Source organism: Primorskyibacter aestuariivivens, from assembly GCF_028023675.1.
Classification (GTDB): domain Bacteria; phylum Pseudomonadota; class Alphaproteobacteria; order Rhodobacterales; family Rhodobacteraceae; genus Marinovum; species Marinovum aestuariivivens.
The window spans coordinates 290,867-312,466 of the sequence record NZ_JAQIOZ010000003.1 but is presented as its reverse complement, the minus strand read 5'-3'; the positions used below and the strand labels follow the sequence as shown (position 1 = coordinate 312,466).

Genomic DNA, 21,600 nt, shown 5'->3' with positions numbered 1-21,600 from the left:
ACCGATTTGGTCGCCGCAGCGTCAGGACCCGGCCCAGACCAGCTTGGGCGCGAAACGCGGGCGGGTGAAGGCGAAATTGTACAGCTCCTGCTGGTTCAATCCGGCCAACGCGAGCGGCGGCACATAGGTCGACGAGGTTTCCACCACGATCACCCGCTCATTGTGCAGCAGCACCGGAAGGTTGCCGCCCAGCGCATCCTCAAGCGAGGTATTGGTCAGCGGATAAAGCGGGCCGCGGCTTTCGGACCAGTCGACTTCGTAAGCCATGGTATCGCCGTTCCATTTCACCACGGTGACCCTCAGACCGGTCTGGCCATCCGCCGCCGTCAGAAATTCGAGCAGTTGATGTGCCCCATCCATGTAGAGCGTGTCGATCTCGTCGGTCTCGCGCGACAGCGCATCGGAAATCGTATAGGCCGCATTGGTGTTGACCGCTTTCTGACGAAACGCATCGTAGTAGACGTATGACGCGGCGATCATGAACAGAAGCAAGGGCACAAAGATGGCCAGTTCGATGGTGGCCGTTCCGCGGACATCGCTCGCGAAATGGCGCAGTTTGTTCTGGATCAGACGTTTCATGGCGTTACCTCGGTTCCTGGACAAAGGCGGACGTGGAAACCATCGCCAGATAGCCTTCGGCGTCCTTGTTCAGATTCGCTGCGATGCCTGTCGTCGGGAAGATCGGTTTGAACATCAGGCAGGCCCGCATCAGCATCAGGTCATTGTCGAGACCATTGGTGAATTCGCGCAGCGGCTTGGGCTCTTCCTCGGCGTTCTGGCAATCCGCGGTGCTGGGGATCGGGCTGAAGGCTCGGGTATCCACCACCTTCATTTCCAGCCGCAGGTTGTTGACGCAGTTCGGGATGATGGCCGCCGTGTCGCAGATCGAGACCTTGAGATCATCATAGGTCGGAACTTCACCGGTGTTCAGTCGGACATTCCGGGCCGTTGTATCAAGCCCCCGTTCCAGCATCGCGTGGCGCAGGTTCATGTAGCCCAGTTCAACCGCCGCCCCCAGGATGGTCACGAAGACCGACATCAGGATGACGAATTCGATGGTGACCGATCCGCTGTCTTCCCGGCGGAAACGGGCGACCGAGTTCTTCAGGTAACGTTTCATTGGATCAGCCTCAGGTTGTTGATTTGACGGGCAATAACATCAAAGGTGTCGGTGATGTTGGTGCCTTGGGTCCGGAAGAAGTGGCTTGGCGAAGAGGCACAGTTCTTGAGCACGTTCGCGGCATCATCGCTGGTCTCGAAAGCGACCGTGAAGATGATCACACCCTTCTGTTTGGCGAGGTCACACTGTTTGTACAGGTTCTCGACGTTCTTGGACGCGGCCGAGAAGTTGTAGTGATACTCGGCCCCCTGGAATTCCAGTTCCACCTCGCCATTGACCGGCGCGTAGGGATCATTGGGGCGGTGTTGATCCGTGATCATGCCATCCGACATAAGCAGGATGAATTTCTCAGTCTCTGCGTCACCCCAAGCAATCGGGCGACCTTCGAACTTGGCGTCGATCACACCTTCGGTGATCATGTGGCTGATCGCAGCGCTTGTGTTCGGATCCAGCAGGGACAGGGCATATTTCATGCCATATTGCGCGCCGGTGCCGTCATGCATGCGGATATCGTCGATGAAGGCTTTGAGCGCCACGGCATCATCCGAGTAATACTGGATCGCGGTGTCATCCTCGGGGCACCAGCCCCAATCCATCACGTCTTCGTCTTGCTCCCAGTACATGAAGTGCGGGACATAGTCGTCGGACGTGGGCAGCGCGGTGGTATCGAACTCACTATCGTAGATTTCGATGCAGGAAGACGGCATGTTCACATTGCGCTCGGTCACCACCTGGTTGCTCGGCTGGTAGTAGGTACTGTCCGAACCAAATGTGATTTCATTGTACTGATAGGTGTCACCACCGCCAGGCACCTTGCCTTTGTTGTTGGTCGGGCCAAGGTCCGATTCTGAGCCGTTGGTATTGCCATAAACAGTGTAGTACTTGTTCGGCCATGTCTCGCCACCCTTGATCGAGATGCCAAGCAGGCCGTCACCATTGTTCAGTTCGGGATTGTTCTTGATGACGAAACCGACAAGGTCGTTCATGATCGTGTCGATATCGCGCGGAGCACCTTCGGGCCAGCCTTCGATCTTGTAGGCAATATCGGTCCGGTCGTCGAATTCACCGTTCTCGTTCTGGTCGAAATACAGCACGATGTTGGAAATCGCCTGCGGCCATTCTTCAAAATAGTCCTTGGTTTCTGTCGTGGTGTTATCGACAGGCACAATGACTTCCGGGCGTTCGCCACGGAAATATTCGAACATCTCGCTGCCCGGGTTCACGTGCCCGGCATAAGGAACCACGTTCAATGTGGTCACACCGTTGGTCTCAGTGGTAAGCACCTTGTCCACGAATTTCTTCGATGCCGCCTTGGCGTTCAGCATCCGGCTGTTCCAGCGCATGGACCCGGAGATATCGAGCACCATGGAAATTTCCACGTTGGCGATCTTTTCCTCTGCGGCACTCAGGGCCGGTGCGCTCAGCTGGTCGATACCCCCCATGCGCATGAACAGCGTATTCACGTCGGTGGTCCCCGTGGCGGTCACCATCCGGTAGTTGGCCCCCTCTTCCACGACCACATTGGTCAGGGCGTCAGAAACCCCGGCCTTGTTGACGTAATCGTAAACCACGCTCTTGGGTTCGGATTCCTGATCGAGGTCCGCAGCGGCAAGCACCGCGCGGTCCATGGCGTGCTGCATCTTGGTGCGGATGGATTCGTACCGCATCACGTCAATTGCAGCGCCAGTAAGCAGCAAAATCGCGAGGCTCATGTAGATGGACACGATGGTGGTGTTACCATCTTCGTTTTCGAGGAAACGCGTGAACGTTTCCTGGGTTCTTTTCCTGGTAACCCTCATGTCGGTTCCCCTTTGTCGATTTTCGGGCAGACTCCCGTCGATCATCATTAAGGAAGAGGAATCGAGTTTTGTTTGGGCCGTATCGTGGTGGAAATAAGGAAAACGTCAGTGAATTAAGTTGATTTTAAGGCAAACCGGCACGATTTCGCCCGGTTTGCCGTATCGGTGTCATATTACCGGAGACCTCGCCTAGAGCCCCTTGGCCCGGTAGCTCGCGGCGACTTTTTCGATCGCCACGATATAGGCCGCAGTGCGCAGGTCGTCCACATCGTCGCGACCGTGCCAGACTTCGCGCATGGATTGATAGGCAATCCGCATCGTGTCATCTAACCCTGAGCGCACCAGTTCCAGCTCATCCGCGCCGCGCAGGTACTTTTCCTTGAACTCCGGGCGCAGCGACCATTGATCGCCCATCAGATGATCAAGCCGCTCAAGCTCATCAATGACCAACTGGTGGCGCGCCTCTTCCTGGCGGCGCTGCATCCGGCCAAAGCGGATATGGCTGAGGTTCTTGACCCATTCGAAATAGGACACGGTCACACCGCCCGCATTGGCATACATGTCGGGAATGATCACCTTGCCCTTCTTGCGCAGGATATCATCCGCGCCCGCCGTGACCGGACCATTGGCGGCCTCGATGATCAGCGGTGCCTTGATCCGCTCGGCGTTGGACATGTTGATCACGCCCTCTAGGGCGGCGGGAATGAGGATGTCGCATTCCGCCTCCAGCACGCCCGCACCCTCGGCATGGTGGGCGGCATCGGGAAAGCCGGTGACGCCGCCATGTTTCACGATCCAGTCGCGCACAGCGTCCACGTCCAGACCATCGTCGTTAAAGAGTGCACCGTCGCGTTCGATGATGCCGATAACCTTCGATCCGTCTTCCTGCTGCAGGAACTTGGCGGCGTGATAGCCCACATTGCCCAGCCCCTGAACAATCACCCGCTTGCCATCCAGCGACCCGGTCAGCCCGGCCTTTTCCATATCGCGCGGATCGCGGAAAAACTCGCGCAGGGCATATTGCACCCCCCTGCCCGTCGCCTCGACACGCCCCGAGATGCCGCCCGCATTCAGCGGCTTGCCCGTCACACAGGCGCGCGCGTTGATATCGGTGGTGTTCATCCTTGCATATTGGTCGGCGATCCAGGCCATCTCGCGTTCACCGGTGCCCATATCGGGTGCAGGTACGTTCTGCGACGGGTGGATCAGGTCGCGTTTGGCCAGTTCATAAGCAAAGCGGCGGGTGATCTGTTCCAGCTCATGTTCATCATATTGGCGTGGATCGACACATAACCCGCCCTTGGAGCCGCCGAACGGCGCTTCGACCAGCGCGCATTTATAAGTCATCAGCGCGGCCAACGCCTCGACCTCGTCCTGGTTCACAGCTGTTGCATAGCGAATACCGCCCTTGACCGGCTCCATATGTTCGGAATGCACCGAGCGATATCCGGTAAAGGTCTGGATGCGCCCGCGCAGCCTAACACCAAAGCGCACCGTATACGTGGCGTTGCAGACCCGGATCTTTTCTTCAAGCCCCGGCGGCAGGTCCATAAGGGCCACCGCGCGGTTAAACATAAGGTCCACACTTTCGCGGAATGTCGGTTCATTGGCCGGGTTATTCATGGCGTCTCCTCCGTTGGCCGGTGCATCGCGACTCAGGCGCATCGCACTCTTTTTTTCACGACCCTATGACGGCATGGTTAATTCTGGCGAGGAATTTCTTGGGATTTTTTTGATCGCTTAAAACAGAGCGGCCCCGGTTTTTTACCCGCTTACAGCAATCTCGACAGGAATACGGCGGAGTGGTTCACGATTCGGGAATCCTCGCGGCGCAAATGTGGCCGATTGTTTCCGCGCACGGAAACAATACCCAGATTTCGGCGGAGACTAACGCCGGAACTCGAACCAAAAACCGTTATTTGACAGGGGTTTGCCTCAATTTTGACGCGTTTTTAGGGCAATTCAGAATGAGTGCTAAATGTGTCGGGTGCCTCCTTGCTGCCACTAAGGTTAACGCCCGACGCAAGTGAGAAAGGGTAATTTTATGACAAGGGGTTCACGTAACCTTGGCGTCGGCCAGACATCCGTTGGGGCGCGGATCGAGGCACAACTTCGCCAATTCGGCACCGATGATCGCGGGACGATCACCGTGCTTTGCATCATCATCTTTATCGGCATCATCGCGATCGGCGGCTTTGGCGTTGACCTGATGATGAACGAAATGAAACGGGCCAAGCTGCAACACACGCTGGACCGAGCCGTGGTGGCTGCAGCGGACCTTGAGCAGGAGCTTGATCCCGCAGCGGTGGTGGCCGATTATTTCACCAAATCCGGTATGGGTGACGCGCTGGCGTCGACCACGGTCGATCAGGGTTTGAACTACCGAACCGTTTCCGCATCGGCCAGCCAAAACAATGACACCCTTTTTCTGGGCATTCTCGGCATTGATCAGATGATTGCGCCCGCCGCAGGCGAAGCGACAGAGAAAATGGCCAATGTCGAGATTTCCATGGTGCTCGACATCTCCGGCTCGATGGGATCGAACAGCAAGATCGAAAACCTGCGCGCCGCGGCAAATGACTTCGTTCAGACCGTAATCCAGCCGGTAGATGCACCCAGCCTGACCACAGTGTCGATGGTTCCGTATAATGCGACGGTGAACCTCGGTGCTACGCTGGCGGGCTATTACACGCTGTCGGATGAGCATGACTATTCCCGTTGCGCCATCTTCCCGGCATCGGCGTTCGACACGCTGGGCATTTCGCGCACCGAAACGCTCGATCGATTGAGCCATTTCGACCTCTATTCGACAAACGAGAGTTCGACCGAGATAAACCGCCCCTGGTGCCCCGCGGATGATTACGGCAAGGTTGTCGTGCATTCCGATGACGTGACCGAGCTGCAGACCAATATCAACGCGCTCGGCGCGGGCGGCAACACGGCCATTGATCTGGGCATGAAGTGGGGCATGGCACTGCTTGATCCCGGTGCACAGGATCTTGTCTCCGACATGATCGCAGACGGCCATATCAGCAGCCGTGCCGCCGGACGTCCGACCTCTTATCTCGATCACGAAACGCTCAAGATCGTGGTTCTGATGACCGATGGGGCGAATACAACAGAATATGACCTGATCCCCAGCCGTCAGTCCGGCCTGTCCGAGATCTTCATCGACGACCGTGGCGATAGCGATCCCAGCAATGACCACTTTTCGGCGCTGATCGTTGACAATGCCGATGATGCCTATGACGTCTATTACTGGCCACGTTTCGAGACCTATTACAGCAGTTACAAGTATCGCAACTATCCCGATGGTGGGTCCGCGGCACGTCGTATGACCAATGAGGAAGTCTTTGCCCGCTGGGGCACCCGGGCCTTTGCCTACAAGTTCTACCAAACGCCGTATAACGATGGCCGCGTCAGCTATGATGCGTATTACAACGCGTATTATTCCTACACCGGAATCGTGGGTCCGGATGCGGCAGATGCGCGACTGGCCACCATTTGCCAGGGCGCACGGGATGCGGGCGTGATCGTTTTTGCCATCGGGTTCGAGGCCCCGCAGCGCGGACTTGACGCGATGCAGAACTGCGCCTCTTCGCCCTCGCATTACTTCGATGTGCAGGGGGTCGAGATCACCGATGCCTTCAACGCCATCGCCCAGACCATCACGCAACTGAGGTTGACCCAATGACCTGCCGTCTGACCCGCCTGATCAACCGTTTCCGCCGCGATGAAGCCGGTTCGGTTGAAACCATCTCCTTTGCCCTGTGGATGCCGATGGTCGTTGTCATCCTGCTGACCGCGCTCGAGGTCGGGGCTTATTCCGCCCGCGCCACGATGCTGGAACGCGCCGTGGATCTGGTGGCCCGGGACATCCGGCTTGGGACGGGGGCGGCCCCGCAGCACGATACGATCAAGACGCAGATCTGTGATCGTGCGGTGCTGGTGCCAAGCTGTGAAACCAACCTGCGGCTGGAAATGCTGCAGCGCGACCCGCGCAACTGGCAGGCACTGCCGGAGACGGCGGATTGCACCGATGCCTCGCTTCCGGTGGCGCCTGTGCGCGGGTTCGAGACCGGGCAAAGCAACGAGCTGATGGTGCTGCGCGTCTGCGCCAAGGTGACCCCGATCTTCCCGATCACATGGTTCTCCGAGGCCATCCACGTGGACGCAGCCGGTGACTATTCCCTGATCGCCGCCACATCCTTTGTACAGGAGCCGCTCTGATGACCCTGTTTGCAAATATGATGACCAAAGCAAGATCCGCGCTGAACGGGTTCGCCCGCAAAGCCGATGGTGGCGTGAATATCGAAGCCATCCTGTTCCTGCCCCTGCTGATCATCGCCACCGCGGGGAGCCTGGTGTTCTACGACGCGTTCCGCAAGAACAGCCTGGGTGACAAAGCCACCTTTACCATCGGGGACATGCTGTCGCGTGAAACGGACTATATCACGCCGACCTATATCGACAGCACCAAGGCGCTGTTCAACTTCCTGACCGGGACAGAGGCGACGGAAAACACCCTGCGCGTCACGGTGGTGCAATATGATCTGGAAACCGACAGCTATTCGGTGGTCTGGTCGGAGGCGCGCGGCAGCCATGCCGCTCCGCTCAGCGATGCGGATATGAGCAACGCCCATAACGAATTCCCGGTGATGGTGGATTCGGAACAGGTGATCGTGGTCGATACCTTTGTCGATTACAGCGTGCCCACCTCTGCAATCCGGGACCGGGTGTTTGACGCCCGCGTCTTTACCCGACCCCGGTTCGCGCCGCAGCTCGTCTGGTCGGGGATCTAACCCCACCCATTTCCCTGCACCTTTCGAGTTGCAACTGACAGGCCGGGCAGTGGTGTCCGGCCTGTTTTTGCGTGCGGAGCAGCCTAGCTCTTTGCCTGCATCAGCTTCTTGCGCGCCGCCGCCAGCCGCTGCAGCGTGACCATGATCATCTGCGGCTCGAACACAAGGCCCGGGCCAAAGCGGATGCCTAGATTGTTCAGGATCTCAACCGAGATTGCCCGCGCCGCGCGCGAAAACCCGCCTTCGCGTTTTTCCTCAAGACAGCCATTCACAGTCAGCGTGTCAAAACCAAAGGAGTTGTGGAACACGAACCAAAGCGATTCCGAATGCATGGACAGGTCCGGCGCATCGCTGGTTTCGCGGAAAATCCCGCGCGGCACGTCGATGTGGAACCGCTGCCCAAGGTCATCGCACTCCACGACAATCGGCTCGAACACGCGCACCGGGCTGAAGCGCTGGGCCAGCTTCATCGCCGTGCGGTTGTTATTGGCATAGACCCGGGTGGTGAAACGGTCGAAAGCCGCGTGCAGTTCTTCGGCGGGTTTGGTCACAAACTCCTGCGGCGACTGTGCCTCGGCCTTGGCATAGGCCTGATCCCAGAAGGCCAGCGCTGCTCGGGTCATGTCGTCCGAGACCGTGCCATCAAACACATCGCCGGGTTTCATCACCGGAATGTCGAACGCGGCATCGGGGAACCGCGCCAGCACATCCTGCGGGCGGTTGGCCGCGTCGTTGAGATAGAGGTTCCGGGCATTGGAAAACCGCACGAAGCTGGCAAAGGGAATGACCACGCGCGGTTTGAGCAGCCGTGCTTGTACCTCGATATTGTCCAGCTTGTCTGCGGCGGCTTCTTCGCGCCAGGCCCTGTTCTCCGGCCCGCCCTTCCACGCGGCATAGGAAAACTGGGTGAGCAGCACATCGCAGGGCCCGGCCTGATCAAGGATCTGTTTGGCCCGCTTTTCATCGTCCACATGGCAATCGTTCAGGTTCAGGATGTGCTGATCCCTGGACTTGATCGACACGAGGCTGTCATACCAGTCATCCTTGAGGCAGGTCAGCGTCAGCTCCCCGGCCTTGTAGGCAGCGCCAAATGTCATCTCCTGCAGCGCGATCCCCTCACCGCGGATGAAATCGGCAACGCGCTGGTCGCGGATCTTCTGGAAATAGAGCGGAATGCCGCGCGCGCGCAGCTTTTGGCCATGGGTCTTGAAGAACTTGATTGAGAAATGATCGGGGTGCTCGTGGGAAAGCCACAGATGCGTGACCCGATCCAGAAGCGCGTCCACCTCGTCATCCGGCGTTTCGACCAGCAGTGACCACCCCTTGTGAAAGGCCGGGCCGGAATACCACGGATCGGTGAGCAGCGCGGTGTCGCCCTCGGTGATCAGGACAGAGGCGTGGTTGACGAATTCGATCTGCATGGCGACTCCGGAGATGGTGGTATGCGCAGGTTTCCCCGATGTTTACCTCTTGATAACCGGATTGGACACTGGGCCTGACCCGGCCGGTGCAGAAACCGTTGGCGCCATCCGAAGAGTGACTAGTCAATTGGGCATTCCTGCGTATGCCATGTCCTGCAGCCATCGCTCGACGGACGGTGGGTTGGGCCATGTTTTGCGCAGCTTTTCCGCCTCTGCCGCCAGCGTCGCATCGGGGTTGTCCTGCAGGTACACCTTGAGCGCGGCGACCGCCTCGGCCTTTTGACCCAGACAGGCATGGGTTGCAGCCAGCATCCTGTGTGCCCCGCCATAGATCTTGGACATGCGCCCGAACGCGGCCAGGGCGTCATCGCAGCGGCGAAGCTCCCACAAGGCCCAGGCGCGCTGCCAATGGAACCAGTCCGCGTGTTTGGGATCAAGATCGAGTGCACGGTCGATCACGGCAAGCCCTTCATCGAAAAGACCTGTATAGAGCAAGGGGGACGAACTGCTGACGAGAAGATGCGAGTCGGACGGATTCAGCGAAATGGCGCGGCTGTAAGTCTCCACTGACGCCTCGTGGTCGCCGCGTTCGCTTTGGACACGCGCCCGCACCCAATGACCGAAATAATTCTTGGGCGCGATTTCGATGGCCTTGTCCGCAAATTCCTCCGATTTCGCCAGGTGCACGCTTTTTTCCTCGGGCGTGGAAAAGAAGACGGCCATATGGCGATGGGCCCAACTATGGATCAGATAGCCCCACTCTGAATCCGGATCGGCATCCAGCGCCTTGTCTCCAAGCGCGAACCGGTCCTCTATCTGCGCGCGACTGTCGGGACTGCCCTTGGATTCGAGGAAATACCTCAGCGCGGTAACCTGCTTCAGGTCGCTGGCGGGCAGCGGTCGAGAGACGACAATATCCGCGACCACCGCCACGACGCCGCGCACAATCTCTTCCTGCATACTGAAAAAATCACCGATCTTCCGGTCATAGGTTTCGGCCCAGACATGCGCACCCGTCCGTGTATCGATCAACTGGGCGGTGATCCGCAGACTGTCCCCGGCCTTTTGCTGGCTGCCTTCCAGAACGTAGTGCACGCGCAACTCTTCGCCTATGGTGCCGATGGTGGCCTGGTTATTGCGATAGGTGAAGGACGATGTGCGGGAAATCACCGCGATCGTGGGGAAACGGGCCAGTTCGGTGATCAGCCCCTCGGCGATTGCATCGGACAGATACCCTTTGTCGTTGCCTGCAGAGAAATCGTCAAAGGCCATCACCGCGATCCGGGGTTTGTCGGCCAGCGTGTTCGGCGCGGGCCACGGCCAGATCCACCAGAGCGCCATGACAAGCATGCAGACCACCGCGGCCAGAATTGGCAGCGCCCCAACCCGGCCCGCGCGCGCGGCGTGGGATGTCTGTTGCGCAAGGGCCAGCCGATACCCGACCTTGGGCAGGGTCTGAAGCCGACTGCGATCCGTGTCGCCCAAAGCCCGCCGGATATCTGCAATACATTTCAGCAGGCTGTCTTCCGTCACATAGGTATCGGGCCAGATACGAGCGATAATTCTGTCCTTTGTGACGATCTCCCCGTTGGCTTCAATCAACAGACCAAGCACCTCTGCCGACTGGGCGCGCAATGGAACCGATGTTCCATCCTGTTGTTTCAGGCTGCGCGTCGCCGGATCGAACAAAAGCCCGTAAAGCCGGATGGGCGCAGCAGATTTCCGGTCTTTTTCCGTAAATTTTCCGGATTTTTCCGCAGCAATTTCCGACATTTGCAGCACATCTCTTCAAGAGGAAGCGGGTTATCAAAAGATGATTGGATCAATTACAAAGCTTACCGGAACGCCATTTTTTTGCAAATCACGGTTGCTGGGGGCGTCGCTTGGCATCATCGTCGGTGTCGTCGGCATCGTGCATGTCTGTGCACCTGCGCGCGCACAGGAATGGATTCCTCCGGTCTGTTGTCCGAATACGGATTGCCAAACTGTAACGTCCTTGTCCGTGGTCGAAGTACGTGGCGGTTACATGGTTGAGGGGGTCAAGGGCATCGTGCCCCACTCGGACCCGCGCGTCCGCCCCTCGCAGGATGGTCGTTTTCACGCCTGCATTCGAAGCCGGGCCCGCCCCTATATGACCGAGGCAAATGCGCTGATCGCTGGCGGTGAAAAGGAGTTGAAATGCCTCTTTATCCCGCTGATGGGCTAGCTGACCGGGAATTCATTTCCGCGGGTGCAATACCGTCTCTCTGCCAGATCAACCGCTTAACTATGCTCTTCCTCCGCCGTCGCTGCCAGCGCGCGGTTATAGGCCTTGAGTGCATCCACATGGAACAGCGCGCCCAGTAGCTCCGGCGCCTCGCCTGCCTCGCGCGGGTGCACCACGGGCAGGTAGCTTACGCCGGATTTCTCGAACATTGGCAACGCCTGTTTCAGCGTTGCCGTATCGGTCAGGAATATACCCTGCTCCACCATCTCCAGACAGGCCGCCTCGTCCGGGGCGCTGGGATCGTCCCAGGGCCGCATGACCTGTACCACGCGGAACATCGCCAGCAGATAGGCCTGTGGTCCCTCGGCCAGATGCACGCCCCGCCGTGCCAGTTGGGTAAGAAAGAATGACCGGTCCACCAGCCGCGACGAGATCGCGGTGGACATCGACACCGACACCATCACGGCCAGCCCGGTCTGCCAGTCGCCGGTCAACTCGAACACGATCAGCGTCGTGGAAATGGGCGCGCCCAGCACCGCCGCCGCCACCGCACCCATGCCGGCGAGCGCATAGAGCGTGTGCGCGCCGGACACCTCCGGCAAAAGCCCTGTGGCGATCAGACCAAAGGCCAGCCCGGTCAGCGCCCCCACCATGAGCGAGGGCGAGAACATGCCGCCCCCCATCCGGCCCGCCATGGTGACCGAGACGGCAAAGACCTTGACCATGGCAAAGACAATCGCCTCATGCAGCACCAGTTGCCCGGTCAGCGCTGCGCTGGTCGTCTCGTACCCAACGCCGATGATATGCGGGTAAAAGATCGCCGTGACGCCCAGGATCGCGCCAGCCAGAACCGGGCGCACCCAATGGGGCAGCCCGATCCGGTTCTGAAGCTGGGTTTCAACATCGTCGGCCCAGAACACCCCGCGGATCATCACCACCGAGACCAGCCCACAGACCAGCCCAAGGATCAGGAAGGCGGGCAGTTCGAGGTAGAACTCCAGCGTCGAGGTGCCGGGCAGCGTGAATTCTGTTACGTCGCCAAAGACCAGCCGGTTGATCACCGTGCCTGCCGCGCTGGCCACCACGATGGGCGCAAAGGCATGCAAGGCGAAATGGCGCAGGATCACCTCCAGCGCAAACAGCGCCCCGGCGATGGGCGCGTTGAAACTGGCCGAGACGGCGGCGGCCACCGCACAGCCCAACAGGTCGCGCCCGGTGATCCCGTCGGCGCGGATCGTGTTGCTGACCCAGCTTGAGATCATCGCCGCGATATGCACCACCGGCCCCTCGCGCCCCGTGGAGCCGCCGGTCGACAGCGTGATCCAGGAACAGATGGCCGAGGCCATCCCCGCCTTTTTCTCCACCCGCCCGTCATTGAGCGCCGCGCCCTCGATCACATCGGCCACCGATTGCACGCGCCCGTCCGGCGTAAAGAGATGCAGGATGATCCCCACAGCGATACCGCCCGCCATAGGGATGATCAGCACCCAGAACCAGTCAAGCTCGACCGCGAAACTGTGCAGGTGGTTGATATCCTCAGTGCCGTATAGTGTCGCCTGAAGCCATTCGATCGCACTGCGGAACAGCACCGCGGCAAAGCCCGCGGCAATGCCAATCATCAGCGCGATAAACCAGAACTGTATCTGGCTGGGTCCACGATTGCGGAGCAATTGCCAGCCACGCCCGAACACCGCCGCCATATCGCGGAGTTGTCTGCCGAGCTGCGAAGCTTTGGTCTCTGGCATGCGCCTCAATCCCGTCTTGGCGCAGTACGGCATCGCGGGCTAAGCTGCGCCAATCCCAGTTGACGGAGCCAGACAAACCCATGACGCAGCCCGACCGTGACGCGGCCCTCAATGCGCTTAAGTCCTTGATAGGACAACGCCTCAGCACCTCCAAGTCCGATCTGGACCTGCATGGGCAATCCGAGTCGTATTTCCCGGTCACGCCACCCGATGTGGTGGCCTATCCGGACAATACCGAGGAAGTCGCGCAAATTGTTTCCATTTGCGCAACCCACCGTCTCCCGGTGGTGGGCTGGGGCACCGGCACGTCGCTGGAAGGGCACGCGTTGGCCGTGCGCGGCGGCGTGGTGGTGGATTTCAGCCGCATGAACCGGGTGCTTGAGGTCCGCCCCGAGGATATGGATGTGAGCGTCCAGCCCGGCATCACACGCGAGGCGCTGAACGAAGAGCTGCGCGCCACGGGGCTGTTCTTTCCGGTCGATCCCGGCGCAAATGCCTCGATCGGCGGGATGGCGGCCACGCGGGCCAGCGGCACGACCGCCGTGCGCTACGGGACCATGCGCGACAATGTGCTGGGGCTTGAGGTGGTGCTGGCCGATGGGCGCGTCATGCGCACCGGCACACGGGCGCGGAAATCGGCGGCGGGCTATGACCTGACCGCGCTGATGATCGGCAGCGAAGGCACGTTGGGCCTGATCACCGAATTGACCCTGCGGCTGCATGGCCAGCCCGAAGCGATCAGCGCCGGGGTCTGCGCCTTTAGTGACATGGGATCGGCGGTGCGGGCGGTGACGGATGTAATCCAGATGGGCCTGCCCATGGCGCGGATCGAATTTGTCGATGCGGCCACGGCCGCGGCGGTGAACGCCTATTCCGGGATGGCATTTCCGCTGAAGCCGCATCTGCTGGTGGAATTCCACGGCTCCGACAGCGCTGTAGCGGAACAGGCCGAAACCTTTGGCGAGATCGTGGCCGAACATGGCGCGGAGGGCTTTGACTGGGCCACACGGGCCGAGGACCGCAACAAGCTCTGGACCATGCGGCACAACGCCTATTACGCGATCCTCGCCTCGCGCAAGGGGACGCGCGCGGTGGTCACCGATATCTGCGTGCCGATCTCGCGCCTTGCCGAGGCGGTCGAGGCGACACAACAGGATATCGCCGCAAGCGCCATCCCCGGCCCGATCCTGGGTCATGTGGGGGATGGGAATTTCCATGCCATCCTTCTGGTCGATGAGGCAAACCCGTCCGAGATTGCCGAGGCCAAAGCCCTGTCGCACCGCATGGTGGAACGCGCGCTTGCACTTGGCGGCACGGCCACGGGCGAGCATGGCGTTGGCATGGGCAAGCTGGACTACATGGAGGCGGAACACGGTGTCGGCTGGCCCGTGATGGGCGACATCAAACGCGCGCTGGATCCGCTCAACATCCTGAACCCCGGCAAGCTGGTGCCGCCAAGCAACTGATCCGGCATCATAGTCGCGTCAACTTCCCCCATCGCAGTCACATCGCGGTGTCCGGGGAAGGTTTGTCATGAAAACCCGGCACTTTCGCAAATTCCGCGACGATATGGCGACGGAACCCCGCCCATAACCGTAATACAATGTACGGATGTAAGGTTTCGCTTAGAATGGAAGGACTTTCCCATGTCGACCTCCGCCAATCGCTCCGCAGCCCGGATCGCCAATGCCAGATCTCTTCTCGTGCCGGTCACGGCGGTCACCATGCTGCTTTGCGCGGCGATTTTCGGATTTTTCTATGCCTGGGCGGTGTCCACGTTGTGGGGGCTCGACCGGATCGACCCGCGCGTCGCCATCGAAGCAATGAACGCCATGAACGAAGCCGTGCGCAACGCGGCCTTCGCCCCGGCCTTCTTTGGCACGCCGGTTGCGCTGGCCATTACGACGCTGCTGTGTTTCCGCGCGGGGCGCAATGACGCTGCGGCATGGTTCGGGGCGGCGGCGGTACTGTACCTCGCGGGTGCACTTGCGGTGACCGGTTCGGTCAATGTGCCGATGAACCGGGCGATGATCGACGCGGGCGTGCCCGAAACCCTGCAGGAGGCCGAGCAGGTCTGGGGCGCCTATTCCGAAAGATGGCAGTTCTACAACGCGCTGCGCATGTGTGTCAGCGCCGTGGTGTTCCTGATGGCCGTGATGGGCACTGTCCGGTTGGCCCAGCGTTCAGGCCAATAACCCCCTACCCCGCCAACAAGGCCCGTGCCGCGGCGCGGGCCTCGTCGGTGATCGTGTCGCCAGACACCATGCGCGCGATCTCGTCCACCCGGTCGGGATCGGCCAGCGGCACGACATTGGACAGGGTCTGATCCCCGGTCACCCGCTTTTCCACCCGCCAGTGATGCGCGCCAAGCGCGGCCACCTGCGGCGAATGGGTCACGACAAGCACCTGCCCCTCGGACGCCAGCGCCGCCAGCCTGCGCCCCACCGCATCCGCCGTGGCCCCGCCGACACCGCGGTCGATCTCGTCAAAGATCATCGTGATGCCCGCGTTGCCCTCGGCCAGGCAGACCTTCAAAGCCAGCAAAAAGCGGCTGAGTTCCCCGCCCGAGGCGATCTTGCCGATGGGGCCTGCCGGTGCGCCAGGATTGGTGGCCACGGTAAAGGCCACCGCGTCGCGCCCCTCCGGGCCGGGGGTGTCGTCGCTGATCTGCGTGGTGAACACCGCGCGCTCCATCTTGAGCGGGGCAAGCTCGGCAGTGACCGCACGGTCCAGCTTTTGGGCCGCGGCATGACGCGCGGCGCTGAGTGCCTGTGCCGCGCTGTAATAGCTGTCCTCCGCCGTTTTCAGATCGGCGCGCAGCGTGGCAATCCCCGCGTCCCCCGCGTCCAGCGCCTCCAGCTTGCCGCGCAGCGTGTCGGCGAGGTCGGGCAATTCCTCGGGCGTGACCTGATGTTTGCGGGCCAGACCGCGAATGGCGAATAACCGTTCTTCGGTCTCTTCCAACTCATGCGGGTTGAACACCAGCGCCTGCGCCGTGTCCTCGACCCCGCGCGCGGCCTCGTCCAGTTCCACCATGGCGCGCGACAAAGCGGCCAGCGCGCCGTCGAGCTTGCCCTCGGCCTTGTCCGCCACCGCTTCGAGCCAGCGCATCGCGTCGCCCATCGCGCCTTCGGCCCCGTCAGTGCCGAGGGCGGCACTGGCTCGGGTGATGTCATCGCGGATGCGTTCGGCCTGCTGCATAAGGCGGCGTTGCACATCCAGCGCCTCTTCCTCCCCCGGCTGCGGGTCAAGCTCGTCCAGTTCCCCGACCGCATGGCGCAGGAACTCTTCCTCGTCCTGCATCGCCGCCAGGGCTGTTTCGGCCTCGGCCAGCGCCTTGCGGGCTGCGCTCAGATTGCGCCACGCCGCGCGCGTCGCGGCCAGTTCCACGTCAATACCGGCGAAAGCATCCAAAATGGCGCGGTGCCCGCGCGGGTTCAGAAGGCCCCGGTCGTCATGCTGCCCATGCAGCTCCACCAACGTCTCGGACAGCGCGCGCAGCACCTCGCCCGAACAGCGCCGGTCATTGACCCAGGCGGTCTTGCGCCCGTCCGCCGAATTCACCCGGCGCAGGATCAGCTCATCCGCCACCGGCAGACCGGCCTCTTCCAGAACGGCACGGGCGGGGTGGTTTTCAGGCAGGTCAAACTCCGCCAGCACCTCGCCCTGTTTCGCGCCCTGTCGCACCAGATCGGCGCGCCCGCGCCAGCCCAGCACAAAGCCCAGAGAGTCCAGCAGGATCGATTTGCCCGCTCCGGTCTCGCCGGTCAGCACATTGAGCCCCGGCTGGAACTCCAGCGCGAGGTGATCAATGATCAGCATGTCGCGAATGTCTAATGCGCGCAGCATCGCAAGCCCCAACGGGCGGGTGTCACCCCGCCGCCCTTACAACCACTCGCCCTTGATCATCTGGCGATAGACCGCGCCCAGCCAGTTGTTCTTGAAGTATTTCGGCTCCAGCCCCTGCCCGGTGAGCAGTTTGTAGCTGTCCTCGTACCAGTCCGTTGACTGATAGTTGTAGCCCAGGATCGCGCCCGCGGTCTGCGCCTCTTCGACCAGCCCAAGCGACAGGTAGGCTTCGACCAGACGGTGCAACGCCTCAGCCGTATGAGTCGTGGTCTGGAAATCCTCGACCACCACGCGGAAACGGTTGATCGCCGATGTGTAATGGCTGCGCTTGAGGTAATAGCGCCCGATCTCCATCTCCTTGCCCGCCAGATGGTCATAGGCAAGGTCGAATTTGAGAATTGCAGAGCGTGCATATTCGCTGTCCGGGTAACGCTCGATCACCGTGCGCAGCGCTTGCAGCGCCTGGAATGTCACGCCCTGATCGCGACCGACAAGTTCGATCTGATCGTAATAGCTCAGCGCGAGAAGATATTGCGCATAGGCCGCATCATCATCGGCCGGGTAGAAGTCGATATAACGCTGCGCGGCAGAGCGGCTGTCCTCATAGACCTTGTCCTTGTGATGGGCATAGGCCTGCATGATCAGGGCGCGCTTGGCCCAGTCGGAATAGGGATACAGCCGCTCGATCTCGGCAAAGAAGGTGGCCGCTTCGCCGTATTTGCCGCGCGCCATTTCGTATTCGCCGCGCTCGAAAATCTGCTTGGCGGTAAAGGCCTCCATCGGCGCGTTGCCAAAGCCGATGCCGCCCCGGGCGTTGAGGAATGATTCCCCGCATCCTGACAAGGCCACCGCCGTGGCCAGTGCCAGCACCAGGGGTCGCAATGATGTGCCGCTGAAACCTGCGCCGCTCGTCATGCCTGATCCGTCCTCACCCACAATCTCTGGTCCGGACATGAAGGCCCGGTTGCCAACCTCCTAACACAATATCTATCCGACCGGAAAGGCAATAAGCCATATCGGGGACAGGAAGGGCGATCGGTCACGGCGTGTTGAATATGGCACGCCCCGGAACGGCCCCTACGCGGCGCGTTCAGGCGACCGCGGGAATATCGGCGCGGGCCACGCCCACACCGGGCAGGCGCGCCGCGCGGGCCCGGTCACATTCGACATAGCTGACCGCACCCGGCGTACGGAACAGGGCGCGCAGAAGCTGGTTGGTCATGGCGTGCCCAGCCCGATGGCCGGTGTAGTGGCCCAGAATGGGGGCACCTGCGAGTGCGAGATCACCCAGCGCGTCCAGCATCTTGTGGCGCACGGCCTCATCCGCGTGGCGCAGGCCACCCGGGCTCAGCACCTCGGCCCCGTCCACGACAACCGCGTTTTCCAGCGTGCCCCCCAGCGCAAGGCCATTGGCGCGCATGTAATCCACATCCGCCTTGCGGCAGAAGGTGCGGCTGTCACACAGCTCACGCACAAACGCGCCATTGGACAGGGACAGGCGCTTGTCCTGAACCCCGATGGCGGCGTCTTCGAAATCAATGTGGAACGACATGGTCAGGGCTTCCGCCGGTTGCAGACGCGCCCAGCCATGCGCCGTTTCCACGGACACGGTCTTATTGACCTTGAGCGCCACGACCGGCGTGTTCTGGGGCTGCACGCCACGGGCGAGGAACGCATCCACGAAAGGCGCGGCAGAGCCATCGAGGATCGGAACCTCGGGACCGTCAATCTCGATCAGCGCGTTGTGGATGCCACATCCGGCCAGCGCCGCCATGACATGTTCGATGGTGGACACGGACACGCCGCTGGCGTTGACGATGCGGGTACAGAGCGGCGTCGCCTCGACCGCGTCCCAACGGGCGGGGACAAGGTTGTCGCCAAGCGCGATATCGGTCCGCTTGAACCACACGCCGTAACCCGCCGAAGCAGGCGAGACGATCATGCGAACCGGTTTACCGGAATGCAGGCCCACCCCTTCGAAACGTGTTTTGGATTTCAGCGTTGCTTGCACGATTTGTCCCCAAAGTCCTTCGGGCGGATTCAGCCCGTTTGTTGCGGTATCGTTACCCCTGCAGGGCGGGGAGCCTCAAATAACGTATTGTAACGCGGTGAAACAAATGGCCGGACAGGTCGGCGAGAACCCGCAGCCGAGATGTAAGGCATTAATTTTAAATAATCAAATCAACTCGCATGCCATTTTATCCACAGGTTATGTGATGATGAAACCCGCGCAATTCGCCAAAAGTGCCGCCATGTTTCGCGGATTGTTGCACGCAAACACAGCTGAGAATCCCGATGAAAGCCCGGCCTCAGCCCAGATCCGGCTTGCTCAGCATCAGCCAGAGGACGGACAGCGCAACCGCAAATGCAGGACAGCCGAAGGCGAATTGCCTGCGAAAAAACCGCTGATAAACGGCAGGGAACAGCGCGCCCGCATCGCGCACGGAACGGGCCAGGTTGCGCATGCGCAGCCGCATCCAGACCGTAGTCGGCCGGAACGCGCCAACAATGACATTCAAGATCGCCAGGCCAGTGGCCGCAGAAAATAGCCACTTGGCAAGAGACACGCCCGCGCGGTCGCGGGTAGATCCCGCTATGTTCCGGACAGAGACCGGCAGCACTGGCCGCCTGCTCTGCCTCGTGCCGATCATCTCTTGATCTGCTGCCCGCAAGGCACTCAGACAGGCCGATCCGATCAAGCCATAACTGCCCATCAGCAGGATGCGTATCGTGGCGTATGGTCACCACCCACCCCGCCCGAAAGAAAAGGGCCACCCGCAAGGATGGCCCCAAAAAATCCAACCGAATGCCCGGATCAGTTTGCCTGACGGCGCAGGAAAGCCGGGATTTCGATACGGTCCTGATCGGCTTCGGCTTCCGGCTCTGCCGCGTGGCTGGGGGCCGGAGAATGCATGGAGGGCTGACGGCGCGCGGGTTGCGCCGGTGCTTCGCCACCGCCATGACCGCCGGTCATGCGACCGATCAGCGAGTTGATGCCAAAACGCGGGCGCTCGACCTCGGCCGGTTCCGGCTGGGTGTCGTCGCGGCGCGCGGACTGTCCGCCATTGGCGCGCTGCGCCGCGGCCTGGAGACGGGCCAGCGCATCCGGAGACGGCGTGCCGGGGGCCGGAGCCTTGGGGGCCACAAAGGCTTCGGTCTCGTCTTCTTCGTAATGCGACGCAGGCTCAAACGCCGGGGGGCTCGGCTGGTAGGCCGGGGGCGGCAGATCATCCTGCGCGGCATGTTCTTCGCGACGCTCAAACCCTTCAAAGAGCGACGGTTCTTCGGCGGCTTCCGCGACCTCGGACTGCGGCTCTTCAAAGCCCGGTTCAGCGGCGGATGCGGCGACCGAGGTGATGGTCACGGCGGGCTCGCGATCTTCCTCGCGCGGGGCCTCTACCTGTTTCAGCGGTTCGGCAAGCGAACGGCGCGGCACGGGCACGTCATGCTCCATCTCGGAGGCGTCAATTCCGGTGGCAACAACGCTCACGCGCATGGTGCCGCCCATATCGGTGTCCAGCGTGGAACCCACGATGATATTGGCGTCTGCGTCCACTTCTTCGCGGATGCGGTTGGCCGCCTCGTCCAGCTCGAACAGGGTGAGGTCGTGGCCGCCGGTGATGTTGATGAGAACACCTTTGGCACCACGCAGGCTGATTTCGTCCAGAAGCGGGTTGGCAATGGCTTTCTCGGCGGCCTGGATGGCGCGATCTTCGCCCTCCGCCTCGCCCGTGCCCATCATCGCCTTGCCCATCTCGTCCATCACGGCACGCACATCCGCAAAATCGAGGTTGATCAGGCCCGGACGGACCATCAGGTCGGTCACGCCCTTGACGCCTTGGTAAAGGACATCGTCGGCCATCGAGAAGGCTTCGGTAAAGGTGGTTTTCTCATTCGCCAGCCGGAACAGGTTCTGGTTGGGAATGATGATCAGCGTATCAACGACCTTTTGCAGGGCGTCGACCCCGTCTTCGGCCTGACGCATGCGCTTGGCGCCTTCGAACTGGAACGGTTTGGTCACGACGCCAACGGTCAGAACGCCCAGTTCACGTGCGGCCTGCGCAATGATCGGCGCTGCGCCCGTACCGGTGCCGCCGCCCATGCCAGCGGTAATGAAGCACATATGCGCGCCCGCCAGATGATCGACGATCTGTTCGATGCTTTCCTCGGCTGCGGCCGCGCCGATCGAGGCCTTGGCCCCTGCGCCCAGCCCTTCGGTCACCTTGACGCCCAGCTGCACGCGGTTTTCGGCCATGCTTTGCTGGAGCGCCTGCGCGTCCGTGTTGGCCGTCACGAAATCGACGCCCTCAAGCGCCTTTTCGATCATGTTGTTAACCGCGTTACCGCCTGCACCGCCCACGCCAAACACCGTGATGCGGGGCTTCAGTTCATCCTGTCCTGGTACCGAAAGGTTCAGTGTCATGTTCTGTCCGCCTTGTCCGCCTGCTTGCGCCCACAAAAAGGGCGTCTTTGCTGCCTATTACCCCCCATTATGGCGAAGTAAGCACGGATCGTCACGCAAAAAAGCGCGATTTTCTACCAAATCTGGCCCGAAATGGGCCTCAATTCGCGGGATTTCGCCGGTTTGCATATATATGGTGTCGGCCCGCCGCTGTCATACAGGGGCGGGCGTTAACTTTTCGGGAATCAGCGTCCTG

At 61.0% G+C, this 21,600-nt stretch carries 18 protein-coding genes; 6 read left to right on the top strand and 12 right to left on the bottom strand.

The genetic code is table 11. The annotated features are described in order from the left end of the window. Positions 1-21 precede the first annotated feature (21 nt). The 4 genes from PGB28_RS03600 to PGB28_RS03585 form a co-directional block, all read right to left on the bottom strand. Positions 22-579, bottom strand: a complete 558-nt coding sequence (locus PGB28_RS03600) for a TadE/TadG family type IV pilus assembly protein (protein ID WP_271420114.1) — start codon at positions 577-579, stop codon at positions 22-24. Between the two features lie 4 nt (positions 580-583). After that, entirely contained in the window at positions 584-1,120 is a 537-nt protein-coding gene (locus tag PGB28_RS03595) for a TadE/TadG family type IV pilus assembly protein (RefSeq protein WP_271420113.1), read from the bottom strand. Further along, positions 1,117-2,919, bottom strand: coding sequence for a TadE/TadG family type IV pilus assembly protein (locus PGB28_RS03590; protein ID WP_271420112.1), 1,803 nt, complete (start codon positions 2,917-2,919; stop codon positions 1,117-1,119). Before PGB28_RS03590 ends, PGB28_RS03595 begins: the two co-directional genes overlap by 4 nt. Before the next feature lie 189 nt (positions 2,920-3,108). Further along, a complete protein-coding gene (locus PGB28_RS03585; protein WP_271420111.1) occupies positions 3,109-4,542 on the bottom strand; it encodes a Glu/Leu/Phe/Val family dehydrogenase in 1,434 nt (477 codons plus the stop codon). Between the two features lie 421 nt (positions 4,543-4,963). Here PGB28_RS03585 and PGB28_RS03580 point away from each other — a divergent pair, with 421 nt between their 5' ends. Genes PGB28_RS03580 through PGB28_RS03570 form a run of 3 tightly spaced genes read left to right on the top strand, consistent with a single transcriptional unit; the run spans position 4,964 to position 7,721 of the window. Then, on the top strand, positions 4,964-6,613 hold the full coding sequence (locus tag PGB28_RS03580) for a pilus assembly protein TadG-related protein (RefSeq protein ID WP_271420110.1): 1,650 nt from the start codon (positions 4,964-4,966) through the stop codon (positions 6,611-6,613). Continuing rightward, positions 6,610-7,149 carry a TadE/TadG family type IV pilus assembly protein gene (locus PGB28_RS03575; RefSeq protein ID WP_271420109.1) on the top strand — a complete coding sequence of 180 codons (540 nt, stop codon included), beginning with the start codon at positions 6,610-6,612 and terminating at the stop codon, positions 7,147-7,149. The genes PGB28_RS03580 and PGB28_RS03575 overlap by 4 nt, the downstream gene beginning before the upstream one ends. After that, positions 7,149-7,721 (top strand): hypothetical protein, encoded by a 573-nt coding sequence (locus PGB28_RS03570; RefSeq protein ID WP_271420108.1) that lies wholly within the window; start codon positions 7,149-7,151, stop codon positions 7,719-7,721. The genes PGB28_RS03575 and PGB28_RS03570 overlap by 1 nt, the downstream gene beginning before the upstream one ends. A gap of 83 nt (positions 7,722-7,804) precedes the next feature. Here PGB28_RS03570 and PGB28_RS03565 read toward each other — a convergent pair whose 3' ends face one another. Together PGB28_RS03565 and PGB28_RS03560 are read right to left on the bottom strand one after the other, a co-directional pair. Next, on the bottom strand, positions 7,805-9,142 hold the full coding sequence (locus PGB28_RS03565) for an MBL fold metallo-hydrolase (protein WP_271420107.1): 1,338 nt from the start codon (positions 9,140-9,142) through the stop codon (positions 7,805-7,807). Positions 9,143-9,265: 123 nt separating this feature from the next. Next, entirely contained in the window at positions 9,266-10,915 is a 1,650-nt protein-coding gene (locus PGB28_RS03560; protein ID WP_271420106.1) for a winged helix-turn-helix domain-containing tetratricopeptide repeat protein, read from the bottom strand. 94 nt (positions 10,916-11,009) lie between these two features. On the opposite strand from PGB28_RS03560, the gene PGB28_RS03555 reads away from it, so the two are divergent. After that, entirely contained in the window at positions 11,010-11,348 is a 339-nt protein-coding gene (locus tag PGB28_RS03555) for a hypothetical protein (RefSeq protein ID WP_271420105.1), read from the top strand. A gap of 56 nt (positions 11,349-11,404) precedes the next feature. Here PGB28_RS03555 and PGB28_RS03550 read toward each other — a convergent pair whose 3' ends face one another. After that, positions 11,405-13,093 carry a chloride channel protein gene (locus PGB28_RS03550; protein WP_408636206.1) on the bottom strand — a complete coding sequence of 563 codons (1,689 nt, stop codon included), beginning with the start codon at positions 13,091-13,093 and terminating at the stop codon, positions 11,405-11,407. Positions 13,094-13,173: 80 nt separating this feature from the next. Between PGB28_RS03550 and PGB28_RS03545 the strand changes: the two genes are divergently transcribed. Next, on the top strand, positions 13,174-14,559 hold the full coding sequence (locus PGB28_RS03545; protein ID WP_271420104.1) for an FAD-binding oxidoreductase: 1,386 nt from the start codon (positions 13,174-13,176) through the stop codon (positions 14,557-14,559). Between the two features lie 180 nt (positions 14,560-14,739). After that, the gene (locus PGB28_RS03540; RefSeq protein ID WP_271420103.1) at positions 14,740-15,288 is read left to right on the top strand and encodes an anthrone oxygenase family protein; all 549 of its coding nucleotides are present in this window, start codon (positions 14,740-14,742) and stop codon (positions 15,286-15,288) included. A gap of 4 nt (positions 15,289-15,292) precedes the next feature. On the opposite strand, the gene recN is transcribed toward PGB28_RS03540, so the two are convergent. From recN to ftsZ, 5 genes are all read right to left on the bottom strand, one after another. Next, positions 15,293-16,942 carry a DNA repair protein RecN gene (recN, locus tag PGB28_RS03535; protein WP_271420102.1) on the bottom strand — a complete coding sequence of 550 codons (1,650 nt, stop codon included), beginning with the start codon at positions 16,940-16,942 and terminating at the stop codon, positions 15,293-15,295. Positions 16,943-16,978: 36 nt separating this feature from the next. Next, positions 16,979-17,857 carry an outer membrane protein assembly factor BamD gene (locus PGB28_RS03530; RefSeq protein ID WP_271420101.1) on the bottom strand — a complete coding sequence of 293 codons (879 nt, stop codon included), beginning with the start codon at positions 17,855-17,857 and terminating at the stop codon, positions 16,979-16,981. Between the two features lie 175 nt (positions 17,858-18,032). Next, positions 18,033-18,953 (bottom strand): UDP-3-O-acyl-N-acetylglucosamine deacetylase, encoded by a 921-nt coding sequence (lpxC, locus tag PGB28_RS03525; RefSeq protein WP_271420100.1) that lies wholly within the window; start codon positions 18,951-18,953, stop codon positions 18,033-18,035. Between the two features lie 298 nt (positions 18,954-19,251). Further along, complete coding sequence (locus tag PGB28_RS03520) at positions 19,252-19,407, bottom strand: DUF2269 family protein (protein ID WP_271420179.1); 156 nt, start codon at positions 19,405-19,407, stop codon at positions 19,252-19,254. A gap of 350 nt (positions 19,408-19,757) precedes the next feature. After that, a complete protein-coding gene (ftsZ, locus tag PGB28_RS03515) occupies positions 19,758-21,365 on the bottom strand; it encodes a cell division protein FtsZ (RefSeq protein WP_271420099.1) in 1,608 nt (535 codons plus the stop codon). Between the last annotated feature and the right edge of the window lie 235 nt (positions 21,366-21,600).

Bases quoted from the DNA above. Each gene is read 5' to 3' on its own strand.
- ftsZ (WP_271420099.1), bottom strand. From the start codon at position 21,365: ATGACACTGAACCTTTCGGTACCAGGACAGGATGAACTGAAGCCCCGC.
- recN (WP_271420102.1), bottom strand. From the start codon at position 16,942: ATGCTGCGCGCATTAGACATTCGCGACATGCTGATCATTGATCACCTC.
- PGB28_RS03600 (WP_271420114.1), bottom strand. From the start codon at position 579: ATGAAACGTCTGATCCAGAACAAACTGCGCCATTTCGCGAGCGATGTC.
- PGB28_RS03585 (WP_271420111.1), bottom strand. From the start codon at position 4,542: ATGAATAACCCGGCCAATGAACCGACATTCCGCGAAAGTGTGGACCTT.
- PGB28_RS03530 (WP_271420101.1), bottom strand. From the start codon at position 17,857: ATGACGAGCGGCGCAGGTTTCAGCGGCACATCATTGCGACCCCTGGTG.
- PGB28_RS03520 (WP_271420179.1), bottom strand. From the start codon at position 19,407: ATGCGCAACCTGGCCCGTTCCGTGCGCGATGCGGGCGCGCTGTTCCCT.
- PGB28_RS03550 (WP_408636206.1), bottom strand. From the start codon at position 13,093: ATGCCAGAGACCAAAGCTTCGCAGCTCGGCAGACAACTCCGCGATATG.
- PGB28_RS03580 (WP_271420110.1), top strand. From the start codon at position 4,964: ATGACAAGGGGTTCACGTAACCTTGGCGTCGGCCAGACATCCGTTGGG.
- PGB28_RS03570 (WP_271420108.1), top strand. From the start codon at position 7,149: ATGACCCTGTTTGCAAATATGATGACCAAAGCAAGATCCGCGCTGAAC.
- PGB28_RS03540 (WP_271420103.1), top strand. From the start codon at position 14,740: ATGTCGACCTCCGCCAATCGCTCCGCAGCCCGGATCGCCAATGCCAGA.
- PGB28_RS03545 (WP_271420104.1), top strand. From the start codon at position 13,174: ATGACGCAGCCCGACCGTGACGCGGCCCTCAATGCGCTTAAGTCCTTG.
- PGB28_RS03565 (WP_271420107.1), bottom strand. From the start codon at position 9,142: ATGCAGATCGAATTCGTCAACCACGCCTCTGTCCTGATCACCGAGGGC.
- PGB28_RS03595 (WP_271420113.1), bottom strand. From the start codon at position 1,120: ATGAAACGTTACCTGAAGAACTCGGTCGCCCGTTTCCGCCGGGAAGAC.
- PGB28_RS03590 (WP_271420112.1), bottom strand. From the start codon at position 2,919: ATGAGGGTTACCAGGAAAAGAACCCAGGAAACGTTCACGCGTTTCCTC.
- PGB28_RS03560 (WP_271420106.1), bottom strand. From the start codon at position 10,915: ATGTCGGAAATTGCTGCGGAAAAATCCGGAAAATTTACGGAAAAAGAC.
- PGB28_RS03575 (WP_271420109.1), top strand. From the start codon at position 6,610: ATGACCTGCCGTCTGACCCGCCTGATCAACCGTTTCCGCCGCGATGAA.